Below are 16,005 nucleotides of genomic sequence, written 5' to 3' on the forward strand. Positions count from 1 at the left end.
TCGTTCGACTTTTTATTCGAAATAAACCTATATATATACAAGTTGTTAAAAATAAGCACCTTAAAAGAACAGAAAATTCAAAAAATATAGGGTGTTTTTGTAGAAGCTTTGCACTTATTTATTTTCTTAACAAAAAAAAAGATCATGCTATCTGCATGATCTTTTCTAGATGACCCGTACGGGATTCGAACCCGTGTTACCGCCGTGAAAGGGCGGTGTCTTAACCACTTGACCAACGGGCCGTTAAAATAAATATAGCGGCGGAGGGGATCGAACCCCCGACCTCACGGGTATGAACCGTACGCTCTAGCCAGCTGAGCTACACCGCCATGTCGTCTTATTTAACGGACAATTAGTATCTTATATCAAATTCACTTTAAAGTCAACATGTTTCAAAAAGTTTTTTATTCTTTTTTTAATATACTCATTTACATAAAAAAGCACCCCGAGTGACTTACTCCGGGCACCTCTCTATATGTTAAGAATAAAACGTTCGTTTTATCCGCGACGAGCGCCACGGCCACCACGTTTAGATTCTGTATTACGCTTTAAAGAAGTTAGACGATCTTCACTGTCTTTTAAAAAGCGTGCCATCTTTTGCTCAAACGTTTCCTTTTGATTGCCACCATTATCACGGCCACCACGGTTATCTCTGTTAAAAGAACGATTGCGTTGTGGACGCCCAGAACGTTGTTGATCACCACCACGTTGATCACCACCACGTTGATATTCACTGCGTGGACGATCTCCTTCTGGTTTTACACGTTCTTTCGCTTTTTTAATAGATAGACCGATTTTTCCATCTTTTTCAACATTAATAACTTTTACTTCTACTTGGTCGCCTACTTTTAAGTGATCATTAATATCCTTCACATAATTATCAGCAACTTCACTAATATGAACAAGACCCGTTAAGCCTTCTGGCAGCTCCACAAAAGCCCCAAAATTTGTAATACCTGTTACTTTACCTTGTAACTTGCTGCCTACCTCGATTGACATAAAAAAAATGCTCCTCCTTAGTGGTTAAAAAGTCAAATTTTACTTTATTATATATAATCCTAAAATATAGTGTCAATAAGACACGACCTACTTAGAAACAGGAAAAATTATCTCCCCTTTTCCAGAGAAGAAATAATCCCTCCTAGCAATCTTTAAAACATACTCTTCATCATTCAACTTTTGAACATCATCTTGTATTTTTTTTTCTTTCTTTGTTAATGAACCCAATTCTTTTTTCATCTCTTCAACCTTTACTTCTTTTGCTTTAATGGAACTATTTTGTTGATAAAACGTTACACTAATGCTCGCAATAATTGTAAAAGCAAAGACAAGAAAAACTGCTAAACGGCGATATAATCGCCTCCTGTTTTCATTTGTTTGTATTATATGTTCTCTTACAGAATTTGGATTCTGCTCTTCAATCAATCTTTGCCTCAGTTCCCTCATTTCCGAGGTCCCCCTAACTTCTTTTTTATACGCTCCCAAATTTGAAAGATATATTTCTTCAATTTCCTTGTATGTTGCAGTAATCCCACATATCTCTTTATAAAAAGTTTAACACGGTTAGGGAGAAGTTTCCATATGAGCAAAGTAAGAAATCGAACAGGCCAGAAAAAAACTTTCCATACAAAAAGTAATATCCATACGGTACACTTCCACAACACATGCCCAATTGAAAATAGTATACGAAATAAAAATAAAATAAAAGCAATAATAAGCTGCGCTATAATAATAACAGGTTTTATCATAAGTAGCTGTACAATTTGGATAAAAAATTGTATCGTTTGTACAAAAATATAAATGAGAAAATTCAATACTCGCATATACACTGCTTTCAATAAGCTTTGATATGCAGCAAAACCACAAAACAAAGCTACAAAAACATATATACGTAATTCAGCTTCATTTACAAGCAGCAATACGTAAAAGACAAACAGTGCTTGGACAATCCAAAACAGTATATCATATATAAATACAATCCAACGCTTACGCCGCGGTCGCTGTAAAAAGCGTTGGTATGTATCTAACGCCGCTCCAATCCAAGCACCCATTCCAATCATAGAAAGCATTGTATACAGTTGAATCGTTAAACTCATTTAAACAACTTACTAAAGAATCCTTTAGCTTTCTCCCCTTGATTTTCATCAATGTACAACATCTCATGAATTTTCCCTTTAATGGATACAATACCTTTTTCTACATCTAAATTTTTCATCTGTAAGTTTTGACCGCGAATTGTTAAAAAACCCATTACAGTTTCTAATAAAAACTCTTCACTATCAAAACTCTCTACTTGCTTTACGCCAGTAATATCTATTACACGTCTACCACGCATAATAATATCATGCTCTACAGAAACATTCTGTTGATTAGAAGACGCAACTGAGTACCCCTTATTCACGTCAATCCCCCCATAGCTTTATACTATCTAGTAAATAATGTATGAGGAGAGAAAATAATTTAGAACAAGCCTTCTTCTGCTTTCACTTTCTCTTCACGAACTACCGTATACATGTTAGCTGCATCTTCTTTTTTCGTTGTTTCTTTTAATTCATTTACTTTTACAGTTACTACCTTTTGTCCAAAACGAATTGTTAGCTCATCTTCTACTTTCACAACAGAGCTCGCCTTTGCGGCTTGCCCATTAATCGCAATTCTTCCTTGATCAGCTACTTCCTTTGCTAATGTTCTCCTTTTAATTAGACGCGATACTTTCAAAAATTTATCTAAGCGCATCTCATTTCCCCCCTATTGATTCTCTATCTGCTTCGCTTCTTCCCATAAAGCATCCATTTGCTCTAACGTTAACTCCTGCATTTCCTTATTCATTTCAGCTACTTTGGCTTCCATGTATATAAATCGGCGCATGAATTTCTCATTTGTGGTACGAAGTGCCTCTTCTGGATCCAATTTATAGTAGCGAGCAATATTAACAAAGGCGAATAGTAAATCCCCAAATTCACCTAACATTTTTTCTTTATCCATCTTTGCAACTTCCTGCTCAAACTCTTTCAATTCTTCAAAAGCTTTATCCATCATTGGCTGTACATCATCCCAATCAAAACCAACTTTTCCTGCTTTTTTCTGAATTTCATACGCACGCATTAATTGTGGTAAACTTTTTGGAATTCCCGTTAAAGCAGACTCCCTTACATACCCTTTTTCTTGTTTTTTAATTTCTTCCCAGTTTAAAACAACTTCTTCCGCGCTCTCTACATCTATATCTCCGAACACATGTGGATGACGACGTACCATTTTTTCAGATAGCGTTCGGATGATATCATCAACTGAGAACCAGCCCTCATCTTCTCCAATTTGAGCATGAAGCATAACTTGTAACAACACATCACCAAGTTCTTCAATCAAGTGGTCATCATCTTCTTCATCAATTGCCTCTAACACTTCATATGCCTCTTCAATTAAATATTTCTTTAAAGACTGATGTGTTTGCTTTTTATCCCATGGACAGCCATTTGGTCCACGAAGCTCAGCAATAATTTCTCGGAGCACATCAAATTGTTGATATAAAGAAGCTCGCTCAGTAACAGGCGGTACATATACGCTTATTAAATTGTTCAACTCTGTTTCATGATCCAACATATAGAGCGGCACTTTTTTCACTTGCTCAAAAGATGTTCCTGCGGCTGTTACAATATATACTTCATACTCATCAGGCAACATTTCCATTAATGTCAACTTAACCTCAGATGCAACAAACGCATCATATACTTGGCAAAAAATTAAGTGTTGACGTAATTCTAATTGACCTCTTTCAAATGAAGTTGCATCAATAAGTTGGAACCCTTCAATTGGATCTATTTTTAAACTAGCAAACATCGGATCCAAAAAGCTTTGTCCACCTTCAATTCGCACCTCAATCTGCTTCTTTTCCCCTTTTTGCAAGAGTAATTGAACAGTTCGTTCTGCAACAAGCGGATGACCTGGTACAGCATATATAATATCCGCACCTTGCGCTTGTTCTATTAACGTATTCGCAATTGTTTCATACACGATTTCAAATGTATCGTGCGACTCATATACATCATCAAAAGCCGTGTACTTTACACCTTCCTTTTCTAACTCTTCAATAACAGGATGCTCTTTCGTACGCACATACATATGATCTGCTTCTTTTATTTTTCGGTATACACCCATTGTCAGCTGATCTAATTCACCAGCACCTAATCCTAAAATCGTGATTACTCTACTCACAACCATTCACCTCTATCCACTCTTCTTCAATGAAGCTTGTACCTTCTCTTGCTTCATAACAGTCCCTAATTCTTTTTTTGTAAAAACACTTAACTTCGTAATTAAAAACAGATATACCAATCCGCCAATCGCTACGCCTAGCAACGCTTCAATTACAGCTAACCCTCTATACCCTTCATCACTTGCTAGTCCCAACCCTTCATAAATACGCATAAATAACATTAATATAACGACCATTCCTAATCCGCTGATCGTTACTCCAAATATGCCTTGTTTATGAATGAGTGGTTCTTCTACAATTCGAATAAGGAAAGCACTATTTAACAAAGCGATAACCATGAGCGAAATTAACGTTGCGACTGCCGCCCCAGTTACACCAAATTGCGGCATTAACATATAATTGAGCAATAATTTTAGACACCCTCCAAATATAACAAACAATGCCGGCTTTACAGTTTGACCAAGCCCTTGCAGAATAGAAGCCGTTGTAATGGATAAGGAACTAAATAAAATAGAAACAGCTAAAATAGCTAATACACCTGAGCCCTCACTATTTTCAAACAACATAATATTTGTCGGCTTAATGATACACGCTAATCCTAATGCTGCCGCAACTCCAATCACAAAAGTTATCTTCATCGCTAACTGCACCTTTTGTTGAATAAACAGACGATCTCCTCGTTCTTTTGCTGAAGTAATAATTGGAATAAGCGAAAGTGAAAATGAAGTCGTCACAACTGTACCAAGCTGCATAAGCGGGATACTTCTGTCATAAACACCCTTTAATACTTTTGCAATTTCCGCCGGTTCTCCTGCCTGAATAAGCAATGTGTAAAACGAAACTGAATCTGCCATTTGTATAAAAATTAACACTAAATTACTAACACAAATAGCCATTCCTTGCCAAAAAAGGATTCGAATGATTTTCTTTTTATTGTGTATCCTCTTCCATCCTTGTAAGAAAATAGAGCGAAAATTATGCCGCATATAAAATAAAAGTACGAGTATACCAATAAACCCGCCTGCAATCGACCCCAACATCGCTCCTGCTCCAACTGTATATAAATCAAATTCATGTGCAATGAGGAACAACGATAAGAACACAATAATTGACACACGAACCGTTTGTTCAATCACTTGTGATATAGCTGTCGGTATCATATTGTTAAACCCTTGAAAGTGCCCTCGTGCAACAGATAAAAAGGGCATTAACAAGAATGAAAATGAAATAACTCTTAGCAGTTTATCTAAATTTGCATCGCCCATGACTGATGCAATCGTGCGAGCTCCTAAAAACAACGTAAAGAAACCTATACAACCGATTCCTAATAAAAACCAAAAAGAAACACAAATAATTCCCTCTGCCTCTTCCTGTTTTCCTTGTTCTAAACGCTCTGCTACCATCTTAGAAATAATGATGGGAAAACCATAAGTAGCTAAAATTAAACAAAATCCATAAAACGGATAAATTTGTTGATAAATATAAAAACCAACATCCCCCGCTATATTTTGATATGGAATACGGTAAAAAGCGCTTAATACTTTCGTAACAAAACTTGCAACCGTTAATATAATAGCCCCGCGCCAAAAAGCTTGATACTTCTTCGCTTCCATACGAGAAAACTCCTTTTCCTATTCTCATCCCTCGTATTATATCACAAAGAAAAAACAGGATTCCTTTTAGATTTATACAATAAAAAAGGTAGCAAGACGCTACCTTTAAATGAAATACAATCCTACTTTCCGAAAAAAGCCTTTTATAAAGAAATATTATGATTAAGAAGAATTACTGTTCCATTTGTTTTGCTAAAAAGCTTGCAGCAGTATTTACTGCCTTATGCTCTACCTCACTTATAATTGCTTCTTTTGAAAAGATGATAACAGCTCCAATCGGATCTCCATTTGCAACGATTGGGCCAACTGTATAAGAGCTAACCTTTTCAGTTACACCATCGATAATCGAAATTTCACTTTCATCTGTCATAACAACAGATTTTCGATCTTCCATCGTTTTTTCGATTAAATCGCCAACACTTTTATTTAAGTATTCTTTTTTAGATACCCCCGCTACGGCGATAATGGAATCGCGATCACATACGAGTACGTTATGTCCTAAACTATCGTATAAAGCTTCTGCATATTCTTTTGCAAAATCACCTAATTCACTAATTGGAGAATATTTTTTCAAAATCACTTCTCCATCGCGATCCACAAAAATTTCTAGTGGATCTCCTTCTCGGATACGAAGGGTTCTACGAATTTCTTTCGGAATTACTACCCTACCTAAATCATCAATTCGACGTACAATTCCAGTTGCTTTCATTCTAATGCTGCCTCACTTTCTACTGATGATGAAAGTGGTGAATTTACCTGTTCATGTAAAAATCACCAACTGTTAGACATAGTATTTTACACATTAGTTCTTCTATGCACGTCGAATTGCATTTTTTATTTTGTTTTAGGCATTTATTACTTCTTTTTTCACGTCAGACAAACCTTTTAATAAATTTTCGGCGATTGTTAACCATTTTGATGTCTCTAATCCATTCGTTTTCATAACAATTTTCAAACGAGAACCTTCCATACCAAGACCAATCATACGACCAAAACTATTACCAAGCATAAATAATTTCCCACCATCAATATTTTGGCTTGATTGCTCTGAGAATAAAAACGTCACTTCAAATTTTGTTTGCTTAATTAGCTCAATCTGTTCTTTCGTTGCTAATACTTTAATATTTGCAATTTGTAATAAATATCCAACTTCTTGCGGATAATCTCCAAAACGATCAATCATTTCTTCTTGTAATTCCTCAATATCTTCAATCGCAGAGACACCTCTAAATTGTTTGTACATCATAATTTTTTGTTTACTATCTGAAATATAGGCGTCTGGCAAGTAAGCATCCACTTCTAAATCAATTTCAACATCAATCGTATTTTCAATTCCTTGTGTTCCTTGACGCTGTTCAATCGCATCTTTTAACATTTGAGAATATAGGTCAAATCCGACAGAATCGATGAATCCATGCTGCTCAGCCCCTAACAAGTTACCAGCACCACGAATGGATAAATCTCGCATTGCAATTTTAAATCCTGATCCAAGTTCTGTGAATTCTTTAATTGCTTGTAAACGCTTCTCAGCGACTTCTGACAACACTTTATCACGCTTATATGCAAAGTATGCATAAGCAACACGGTTTGAACGACCAACGCGCCCACGAAGCTGATAAAGCTGTGATAATCCCATACGATCGGCATCAAATACAATTAATGTATTTACATTAGGGATATCAACACCTGTTTCAATAATCGTTGTACTTACAAGAACATCATGCTGCCCATCTAAAAATGATAGCATGACAGACTCTAGTTCACTCTCGTTCATTTTCCCATGTGCATACGTCACACGCGCCTCTGGGACTAACATGGAGATTTCATCTGCTTTTCTTTCAATATCTTCAACACGGTTATACAAGAAATAAATTTGACCGCCCCTTGCAAGTTCCCGTTCTATCGCCTCTCGAATTAACCCTGGATTATACTCAACCACATATGTTTGTACCGGGAAACGATTTTCTGGTGGCGTCTCAATAACAGATAAATCTCGTACACCGAGCATAGACATATGGAGCGTACGCGGAATTGGCGTTGCCGTTAATGTTAATACATCAACATTCGCTTTCAATTGTTTAATCTTTTCTTTATGCGTAACACCAAATCTTTGTTCTTCATCGATAATTAGTAAGCCTAAATCTTTATAGGTTACATCTTTAGATAAAATGCGATGTGTTCCAATAACAATATCAACTGTCCCATCTTTTAAACCTTTAATTGTTTCATTTTGTTGTTTTCTAGTACGGAATCTACTTAACAATCCAATATTAATTGGGTAGTCTTGAAAACGTTCTCGAATCGTTTCATAGTGTTGTTGTGCAAGAATCGTTGTCGGTACTAAAATTGCAACTTGCTTTTCATCCATAATTGCTTTAAACGCTGCACGAATTGCAACTTCCGTTTTACCATATCCAACATCACCACATAGAAGTCGATCCATCGGACGCCCACGTTCCATATCTTTCTTAATTTCTTCAATAGAACGCAACTGATCTTCTGTCTCCTGGTACGGGAAAGATGATTCAAATTCCTGCTGCTCTGCAGTATCCGGCGTATACGCATATCCCTTTGAAGCCTCACGCTCTGCATACAATTTAATTAAGTCATCTGCAATATCTTGTACAGATTTTTCCACCTTTGTTTTGACCTTTTTCCAATCGTTTCCGCCTAGTTTGTAAACTTTCGGATTCTTACCTTCTGATCCTACATACTTTTGTACTTGATCAATTTGTTCGATTGGCACATATAACTTATCATTACCTTGATATTTAATGTTCAAATAATCTTTATGGACACCATTAATTTCTAACGTTTCAATTCCTAAAAATTTACCGATACCATGATTTACATGAACAACATAGTCGTCAACTTTTAACTCTGAATAACTTTTAATACGCTCTGCATTCGATAGTTTTTGCTTACGTTGTGATTTTTTTACTTTTTTATGGAACAGCTCTTTTTCTGTAATCACAACAAGCTTTTGCATTGGCATTTCAAATCCTGCATGTAAATCACCTACAGCAATTTGAAGGCGACCAGGAAGCAATATATCTGTAGATTCTATAATGTCTGCTTCAATATCATAATCACTTAAAATATATTGTAATTTTTTTGCGCGTTCTTCATCTGTTCCTAATACAACAGTCGTGAAGTCCCCTTCAGTCCATCTATCAATTTCTGTTTTTAACAATTGCATTTGCCCATGAAAATCCTGCATTGTTTTACACGTTACATTAACAATATTTTGCGGGTGCGTATGTGCAATATGGCGTAAAAATAATGTTAAATATACAAAGCTTCTCTTTTTATGGTGTAGAAATTCTTCAAATTGGTGTGAGAACACCAAATCTTGAATAATTGCCCCTTCACTTAGAAGCGATGTATACCATTCTGCTTCTTCTGTCTCAAGATGTGATGCCGTTTCTTGAATACGCGAAATTTCATCTAAGATAACGACACCATTCTCAGGTAAATAGTCTATTAGACTAGCATGTTCTTTGTAAAAAATAGATAAATATTTAAACATTTGCTCTATAGTCTGTCCGTTTTTCAATATTTCTATCTCGTGACTAACTGTTTCAAGTACTGCTGTCTTGATTTTATCATCAGAGAGCTTCTGCATCGTCTTCATTAAACCTTCCTCAAGACGCTCCACCCCTAATTTCAGTTCATCTTTTGAGAATAAAAATTCTGTCGCAGGACCGAATTTCACGCTTTCTCTTTTATCTTGAGAGCGTTGTTCTTCTACATCAAATGAGCGGATAGAATCTACTTCCGTATCAAAGAGCTCTATACGAAACGGCAATTCTTCAGTTAACGGATAAATATCCAGTATACCCCCGCGCAAACTAAATTCTCCAGGTGCTTCTACCATTGACTTACGTTCATATCCAATATGATGCAATGTATGAAGCAATACATCTAAATCAATCTCTTGCCCTAGACTAATTTCGATTTGCTTTTGCTTCCATAATTCTTTTATTGGTAGAAATCTACGTAATCCAGCAACTGGAACAACAATAATGCCCTGCTCGCCCATCGCTAAACGATTTAATACTTCAATACGCTGCGCTTTCAGTTCTGGGCTTGCAACCCCTATTTCTGACGCAATTAATTCATTAACCGGATATAACCATACATCCCGCTCACCAAGTAGTGATACTAAATCCTCATATACTTTTTGCGCTTGAAATAAGTTGTGTGTAACAACAAGTTGTGACTGCTTTGTTTTTTTATATAAAGCAGCCATTAATAAAGAACGAGAAGAAGTTGCCATACCTGATACAAGCTGTTCTTTCAATCCTTCTTCTAGTCCATTAATAATGGATTGTATTTCTTTATTTTTATAAAATTGCTCTAATAACCCTATCATTTTCAAAACTCCTCTCAACATAAAGAGCAAGTTAATATATTTTTATGCAAATATTTTGGAAAAGGAAAACAGAAAAATGCTTTGGACACGCCAAAGCGACAACATTTTATTGCAAAAATTTTTCATACTCATAATACTCCGGATAAGATGAGAGCGTTTCTTGGCACGACTCACAGATTGTTTTTATATATATATTTCCATTTTCATGAAAATGAATCATATCCAATCGTTCTTGCTCTGTTAGTTGAAATAAAACTTTGTTGTATACCTTTTCTGCGGTAATGGAACCTACGTTACAACCACAATGTCTACAGTAATAATGTCCTTCCATACTATCCTCCTAAGTGTACAATTACTACTAGTATGGATAAAAACATTATAAAATATTCCAATTTAGAACATTAACCGTTAAAAGTATTCATAATTTGAAGAAATGGTTTCTTCAACCACTCTTCACATGCGTCCGTAGCTTTTTCAATAGATTGATTTACCTCTGGTAGCTCTTCTGCTGTGAAACGCCCCAATACATAATCCACAACTTTCATGCCATTTTTTGGACGATCAATCCCCATACGAATACGTTGGAACTCTTGCGTTCCTAAATGAGAAATTGTCGATTTCACACCGTTATGACCGCCTGCACTACCTTTCATACGAAGACGCAATTTACCCACTGGAATATCTAAATCGTCATACATGACAACAAAATCTTCTACATCAATTTTATAGTAATCCATAAGTGGACGAATGCTTTCTCCAGATAAATTCATATACGTAAGCGGCTTTAATAAAATTACTTTTTCACCATTAACAAAACCTGAACCATACATGCCTTTAAACTTTTGTTCACTTAAAGAAATGCCCCATCGTTTCGCAAGCTCATCAATTCCCATAAATCCGATATTATGCCTTGTTAATTCATATTCTCTACCCGGGTTCCCAAGTCCTACTATTAATTTCACTCTTGTACCACTACTTTCTTTTTACGATACGAAAAGACGTAACCAAATTTGGTTACGTCTCATTCTATCCAATTAATTGAATAATACACTCACTGATTCTTCTTCATAAACACGAATGATCGCTTCTCCGATTAATGGAGCAACAGAAAGCTCGTGTACTTTATCAATTTTCTTCTCTTCCGGTAATACAATAGAGTTTGTTACAACTAACTCTTTAATATTTGAGTTTTGGATACGCTCAATTGCTGGACCAGATAAAACTGGGTGTGTACAGCAAGCATATACTTCAGAAGCACCGTTCTCAACAAGAGCGTTTGCTGCTAATGTAATTGTACCAGCTGTATCAATGATGTCATCAATTAAGATTGCTGTCTTACCTTCAATGTTACCGATGATATTCATAACTTCCGACACATTCGGACGTGGGCGACGTTTATCAATAATAGCAATTGGCGCTTTTAGGCGGTCTGCCATTTTTCTTGCACGTGTTACACCACCGTGGTCAGGAGATACGATTACGATATCTTTAAGACCTTTTGTCTCAAAGTAATCAGAAAGAATCGGTACACCCATTAAGTGGTCGATTGGGATATCAAAGAACCCTTGAATTTGTGGAGCATGTAAATCTAGAGTGATTACACGAGTTGCACCTGCTGTTTCAAGTAAGTTTGCTACAAGTTTCGATGTAATTGGTTCACGAGAACGCGCTTTACGGTCTTGACGCGCATAACCATAATAAGGAATAACGATATTAATTGTTTTTGCAGATGCACGTTTTAATGCATCAATCATAATAAGTAATTCCATGATATGTTCATTTACTGGGAAGCTTGTAGATTGAATAATGAATACATCGCAACCACGAATACTTTCTTCAATGTTAATTTGAACTTCTCCATCACTAAAACGGTCAACAGAACATTTCCCTAACCCTACTCCAATATGCTTTGCAATTTGCTCAGCAAGTTCCTTATTAGAGTTTAAAGAGAATACTTTCAAATTAGAATTTAGATATTGAGTCGACATCTAGATTAACCCTCCACATTATGATTTTTTCTTATTCAGCAATTGATCAACATAGTCTTCTTTGTTAACTTGACGTGCACGTGCAATTGATAATGCTTTTGATGGAACACTCTCTGTAATTGTAGATCCTGCCGCAACATAAGCACCATCTTCAACTGTTACAGGAGCAACAAGGTTTGAATTACAACCAATAAATACGCCGTTTCCAATAACTGTTTTAAATTTATTCTTGCCATCATAGTTCACCGTAATTGAACCACAACCAAGATTCACGTCTTCTCCAACTTGTGCATCCCCGATATAACTTAAGTGTGAAGCTTTACTTCTATTACCAAAAACAGTCTTTTTGATTTCCACGAAGTTTCCAACGCGTACTTCGTCACCAATAACTGAATCTGGACGGATATGTGCAAATGGGCCGACTGAAACTTCCATACCAATCTTACTGTCATGTACAGTAGATTGACGAATTGTCGTACGATCTCCAATTTCACTATCACGTACTACTGTATGTGGACCAATTTCACAATCAGAACCAATTACAGTTTTGCCTTCAATAACTGTTCCCGGATAAAGAACTGTATCACTACCAATGATTGCATCAGCAGAAATGTATGTGTTATTTGGATCAATAATTGTAACACCATTTACCATGTTCTTTTGGTTAATACGTTTTTTCATAATAATTTCCGCTTGCGATAGAGCGACTCTGTCATTAACACCTAATGTTTCATCGAAATGCTCTGTTTGATAAGCTGATACAATATGACCTTCACTTTTCAAAATCTCAATAACATCTGGAAGGTAATATTCACCTTGAACATTATCGTTTGAAACTTTAGAAAGTGAAGCAAATAGTGCCTTATTATCAAAACAATACGTACCTGTATTAATTTCTTTAATAGCTCGCTCTACTTCATTTGCATCTTTATGCTCAACGATTTTTTCAACATGACCACTTTCATTACGAACAATGCGTCCATATCCAGCAGGCTCTTCTATGTACGCTGTTAACACCGTCGCTTTCGCTCCTGCTTCTTCATGATGCTTTAACAATGCTTCCATTGTTCCTGCAGTTATAAGGGGCGTATCACCACAAATAACTAAAGTTGTTCCCTCTTCATTTGCAAGTACATCGGCAGCTTGATCAACAGCATGTGCTGTACCAAGTTGTTCTGCTTGCAATGCAAACTCACTTACGTTCCCTAGTTGTTCTTGTACTTTTTCAGCACCATGTCCAACTACCGTTACAAGTTTCTGCAATCCTAATTGAGATACTTGATCAACTACATGCTGTACCATTGGTTTTCCGCATACAGGATGAAGCACTTTGTATAGCTTGGACTTCATACGTGTGCCTTTACCTGCAGCTAAAATCACTGCAAATCTGTTTGACATATAGACCCTCCATCGCAACCTATTTATCCATTAAAGATATTATCCTAAATCATTATATATTTCAAGAAACACAGCATAACTATTAAATTTTACCATACTTCTTATAAGATGTTTTATTCTTTAATATCTTTTTTTAGGAAATAAGATATACTAGTTCGAATGATTTTAAAGAAATTAGAAGTTTACATATAACGAGGACAATAAAGTGAGGCTTTAATTAGCGGAAAATTTTATTCAAAATAAATACTTTATAAGTACAAAACCGTTCTTTTTAGGCGGGAGAGAGCGCCCGGCCTCGCACAGAAGCGGTCAGGGCCTTTTTTGCCTCCATGCCAAGGGAAGACAAAAGGAGATAACGAGTTCAGATCTTCTTTTATTTTCATAGCCGGAACTTAGGTGCCAATAAATCAAAATGGATTTACAAATTAAAAAACAAACCCCTGTAAGGGTTTACAGGAGTTTGTTACAAAATTATAGAGCTCCTTTATTAGAGCCCTTTTTATTCGAATTTTACGAAGCTCCCGCTTCTTCAAACTCAACTTCTTCTAACTCGCCTAAACGGTGATACTCAGCTAAAACCGCATCTTGAATTTTTGAGCGTGTGTTAGAATTAATTGGATGCGCAATATCACGGAACTCCCCATCTGGAGTACGTTTACTTGGCATTGCTACAAATAATCCATTATTGCCATCAATTACACGAATATCATGAACAACAAACTCATGGTCTAATGTAATAGAGGCAATCGCTCTCATACGGCCTTCTGTGTTTACGCGGCGTAATCTTACGTCAGTCACTTCCATCTTGTGTTCACCACCCTTTTCTAAATAAGCGATATGTTTGTATAAATTCCACAAATTTTCTATTTTCCCTTTAATTTTTTAAAAATTTTTAAGATAAAAATTTTTATTTTAACGGAATATAAGAATTAATGGACGTTATCGCTTACAAATTTTCATTTTACAAGGGCAATAACTTCAATTTCGACGGAAACATCTTTCGGTAATTTTGCAACTTGTACACAAGAACGAGCTGGTTTATGTGCAGAAAAATATGTTCCATATACTTCGTTTACATCATTAAAATCATCCATATCTTTTAAAAATACAGTTGTTTTTACAACCGTATCAAATGATGCTCCTGCCTCTTCTAACACAGCTTGTAAATTTTGAAATACTTGTTCGGTTTGTATTTTCACATCACCTGTTACAAGTTCTCCACCTACCGTTAATGGCATTTGTCCTGAGCTATAAAACATGTTATTTACGATAATCCCTTGTGAATATGGACCAATCGCTTGTGGTGCTTGATTTGTTTGAACTACTTTCATATTCTCTCACCCTTTTATTATTTTATTTTCCTTAAATAAAAACTCTTAGAAAATTTTCTTCCCATATAAACTCAGTTCATCCTATCTAAAATAATTAGGATGCCCTGTGCTAGCGGGCGGTAAGACTTTCACAATACAAGAAAAGACTTAACGCCCACTAGCACTTTCATTTACAAAAAAAGATAAAGCTTCTGCTTTACCTTTTTATTCAGCTTCTACAAGCCCTTCGTCAAATGGCACAAGTGAATAATTCCCTTTTTCCACTTGAATTGTTTTCTCTTTAATATCTACTTCTGATAAGCGGATTAAAGAAACAAAGTTATTAATAAGTCTTTCTTCAATATCTGTCGATTCTACTAATACGCCGATTCCAACAACATTGGCATTAAACTCTTCTAGCATGCTAATCATGCCTTGAATTGTTCCTCCAGCCTTCATAAAATCATCAACGATTAAAACATTGGCACCTTCCGGAAGACTACGTTTTGCTAAAGTCATTGTTTGAATACGCTTAGATGAACCTGATACATAGTTAATACTAACTGTTGGTCCTTCTGTTACCTTATTATCTTTTCTTGCAATTACCACAGGTACATCTAAATAATTCGCTACCGCATATGCAAGCGGAATTCCTTTTGTTGCTACCGTCATAACCGCATCAATCGGCTGCCTCGCAAATACAGAAGCAAATAGGCGACCTGCCCCGTTGATATAGCGGGGATTACTCAAAAGATCCGTCATATATAAGTATCCACCTGGAAGAATACGATCTGGATTCTCAAATAAGCCACAAAGCTCATTAATGATCAGATTTGCTTCCTCTTCACTTATATATGGAATATATTTCACTCCTCCTGCTGCCCCTGGTATCGTTTGCAATGTGCCGACCCCGTGTTGTTCAAACGTTTGCTTAATAATAACTAAATCTTCACTAATGGAAGACTTAGCTGATTGATACCGTTCAGCAAAAAAAGTGAGAGAAACTAACTGACGAGGATTTTGCAATAAATAGTAAGTCATATCAACTAGTCTTGTACTCCGTCTAATTTTCACATTCTCACCCCAAATCACGAATATTCTAAACAAA

Annotated in this window: 16 protein-coding genes and 2 tRNA genes; all 18 read right to left on the bottom strand. The window is 36.0% G+C overall.

Annotated elements, in window-relative coordinates:
• Nucleotides 1-170 precede the first annotated feature (170 nt).
• A tRNA-Glu gene (locus ORL93_RS28250) sits at nucleotides 171-242 on the bottom strand.
• Between the two features lie 13 nt (nucleotides 243-255).
• Nucleotides 256-329: transfer RNA gene (locus tag ORL93_RS28255), tRNA-Met, on the bottom strand.
• A gap of 169 nt (nucleotides 330-498) precedes the next feature.
• Complete coding sequence (locus tag ORL93_RS28260; RefSeq protein ID WP_003194257.1) at nucleotides 499-999, bottom strand: S1 domain-containing RNA-binding protein; 501 nt, start codon at nucleotides 997-999, stop codon at nucleotides 499-501.
• 87 nt (nucleotides 1,000-1,086) lie between these two features.
• On the bottom strand, nucleotides 1,087-1,446 hold the full coding sequence (gene divIC / locus ORL93_RS28265; protein WP_265960118.1) for a cell division protein DivIC: 360 nt from the start codon (nucleotides 1,444-1,446) through the stop codon (nucleotides 1,087-1,089).
• Entirely contained in the window at nucleotides 1,443-2,096 is a 654-nt protein-coding gene (gene yabQ / locus ORL93_RS28270) for a spore cortex biosynthesis protein YabQ (protein WP_033798549.1), read from the bottom strand. Before yabQ ends, divIC begins: the two co-directional genes overlap by 4 nt.
• Entirely contained in the window at nucleotides 2,093-2,401 is a 309-nt protein-coding gene (gene yabP / locus ORL93_RS28275; RefSeq protein ID WP_003194251.1) for a sporulation protein YabP, read from the bottom strand. Before yabP ends, yabQ begins: the two co-directional genes overlap by 4 nt.
• Nucleotides 2,402-2,460: 59 nt before the next feature.
• On the bottom strand, nucleotides 2,461-2,736 hold the full coding sequence (locus ORL93_RS28280; RefSeq protein WP_003194249.1) for an RNA-binding S4 domain-containing protein: 276 nt from the start codon (nucleotides 2,734-2,736) through the stop codon (nucleotides 2,461-2,463).
• Between the two features lie 12 nt (nucleotides 2,737-2,748).
• Nucleotides 2,749-4,212 (bottom strand): bifunctional methyltransferase/pyrophosphohydrolase YabN, encoded by a 1,464-nt coding sequence (gene yabN / locus ORL93_RS28285; protein ID WP_265960119.1) that lies wholly within the window; start codon nucleotides 4,210-4,212, stop codon nucleotides 2,749-2,751.
• Between the two features lie 12 nt (nucleotides 4,213-4,224).
• Nucleotides 4,225-5,826 (bottom strand): putative polysaccharide biosynthesis protein, encoded by a 1,602-nt coding sequence (locus tag ORL93_RS28290; protein WP_098161118.1) that lies wholly within the window; start codon nucleotides 5,824-5,826, stop codon nucleotides 4,225-4,227.
• A gap of 172 nt (nucleotides 5,827-5,998) precedes the next feature.
• On the bottom strand, nucleotides 5,999-6,535 hold the full coding sequence (spoVT, locus tag ORL93_RS28295) for a stage V sporulation protein T (protein WP_006093076.1): 537 nt from the start codon (nucleotides 6,533-6,535) through the stop codon (nucleotides 5,999-6,001).
• A gap of 135 nt (nucleotides 6,536-6,670) precedes the next feature.
• A complete protein-coding gene (gene mfd, locus ORL93_RS28300; protein ID WP_040119078.1) occupies nucleotides 6,671-10,201 on the bottom strand; it encodes a transcription-repair coupling factor in 3,531 nt (1,176 codons plus the stop codon).
• Nucleotides 10,202-10,307: 106 nt separating this feature from the next.
• Entirely contained in the window at nucleotides 10,308-10,532 is a 225-nt protein-coding gene (locus ORL93_RS28305; protein ID WP_003194238.1) for an anti-sigma-F factor Fin family protein, read from the bottom strand.
• 70 nt (nucleotides 10,533-10,602) lie between these two features.
• Nucleotides 10,603-11,163, bottom strand: a complete 561-nt coding sequence (gene pth, locus ORL93_RS28310; RefSeq protein ID WP_097795724.1) for an aminoacyl-tRNA hydrolase — start codon at nucleotides 11,161-11,163, stop codon at nucleotides 10,603-10,605.
• Between the two features lie 72 nt (nucleotides 11,164-11,235).
• Nucleotides 11,236-12,189, bottom strand: coding sequence for a ribose-phosphate diphosphokinase (locus ORL93_RS28315; protein WP_000107420.1), 954 nt, complete (start codon nucleotides 12,187-12,189; stop codon nucleotides 11,236-11,238).
• 18 nt (nucleotides 12,190-12,207) lie between these two features.
• A complete protein-coding gene (glmU, locus tag ORL93_RS28320) occupies nucleotides 12,208-13,587 on the bottom strand; it encodes a bifunctional UDP-N-acetylglucosamine diphosphorylase/glucosamine-1-phosphate N-acetyltransferase GlmU (RefSeq protein ID WP_018767328.1) in 1,380 nt (459 codons plus the stop codon).
• A 510-nt stretch (nucleotides 13,588-14,097) separates the two neighbouring features.
• Complete coding sequence (gene spoVG, locus ORL93_RS28325; RefSeq protein ID WP_002174553.1) at nucleotides 14,098-14,391, bottom strand: septation regulator SpoVG; 294 nt, start codon at nucleotides 14,389-14,391, stop codon at nucleotides 14,098-14,100.
• Nucleotides 14,392-14,543: 152 nt separating this feature from the next.
• On the bottom strand, nucleotides 14,544-14,918 hold the full coding sequence (locus ORL93_RS28330; protein WP_018783065.1) for a RidA family protein: 375 nt from the start codon (nucleotides 14,916-14,918) through the stop codon (nucleotides 14,544-14,546).
• 204 nt (nucleotides 14,919-15,122) lie between these two features.
• Entirely contained in the window at nucleotides 15,123-15,971 is an 849-nt protein-coding gene (purR, locus tag ORL93_RS28335; protein WP_078211859.1) for a pur operon repressor, read from the bottom strand.
• Nucleotides 15,972-16,005: the final 34 nt, after the last annotated feature.

The sequence above is a fragment of the Bacillus sp. DHT2 genome, from assembly GCF_026241455.1.
In the GTDB taxonomy this organism is placed as follows: Bacteria; Bacillota; Bacilli; order Bacillales; family Bacillaceae_G; genus Bacillus_A; species Bacillus_A pseudomycoides.

What these genes read in the sequence shown, in the direction of transcription:
- glmU (WP_018767328.1), bottom strand. Translation starts at nt 13,587, where the DNA reads ATGTCAAACAGATTTGCAGTGATTTTAGCTGCAGGTAAAGGCACACGT.
- ORL93_RS28315 (WP_000107420.1), bottom strand. Translation starts at nt 12,189, where the DNA reads ATGTCGACTCAATATCTAAATTCTAATTTGAAAGTATTCTCTTTAAAC.
- mfd (WP_040119078.1), bottom strand. Translation starts at nt 10,201, where the DNA reads ATGATAGGGTTATTAGAGCAATTTTATAAAAATAAAGAAATACAATCC.
- ORL93_RS28260 (WP_003194257.1), bottom strand. Translation starts at nt 999, where the DNA reads ATGTCAATCGAGGTAGGCAGCAAGTTACAAGGTAAAGTAACAGGTATT.
- spoVG (WP_002174553.1), bottom strand. Translation starts at nt 14,391, where the DNA reads ATGGAAGTGACTGACGTAAGATTACGCCGCGTAAACACAGAAGGCCGT.
- divIC (WP_265960118.1), bottom strand. Translation starts at nt 1,446, where the DNA reads ATGAGGGAACTGAGGCAAAGATTGATTGAAGAGCAGAATCCAAATTCT.
- ORL93_RS28305 (WP_003194238.1), bottom strand. Translation starts at nt 10,532, where the DNA reads ATGGAAGGACATTATTACTGTAGACATTGTGGTTGTAACGTAGGTTCC.
- yabQ (WP_033798549.1), bottom strand. Translation starts at nt 2,096, where the DNA reads ATGAGTTTAACGATTCAACTGTATACAATGCTTTCTATGATTGGAATG.
- ORL93_RS28290 (WP_098161118.1), bottom strand. Translation starts at nt 5,826, where the DNA reads ATGGAAGCGAAGAAGTATCAAGCTTTTTGGCGCGGGGCTATTATATTA.
- ORL93_RS28330 (WP_018783065.1), bottom strand. Translation starts at nt 14,918, where the DNA reads ATGAAAGTAGTTCAAACAAATCAAGCACCACAAGCGATTGGTCCATAT.
- spoVT (WP_006093076.1), bottom strand. Translation starts at nt 6,535, where the DNA reads ATGAAAGCAACTGGAATTGTACGTCGAATTGATGATTTAGGTAGGGTA.
- ORL93_RS28280 (WP_003194249.1), bottom strand. Translation starts at nt 2,736, where the DNA reads ATGCGCTTAGATAAATTTTTGAAAGTATCGCGTCTAATTAAAAGGAGA.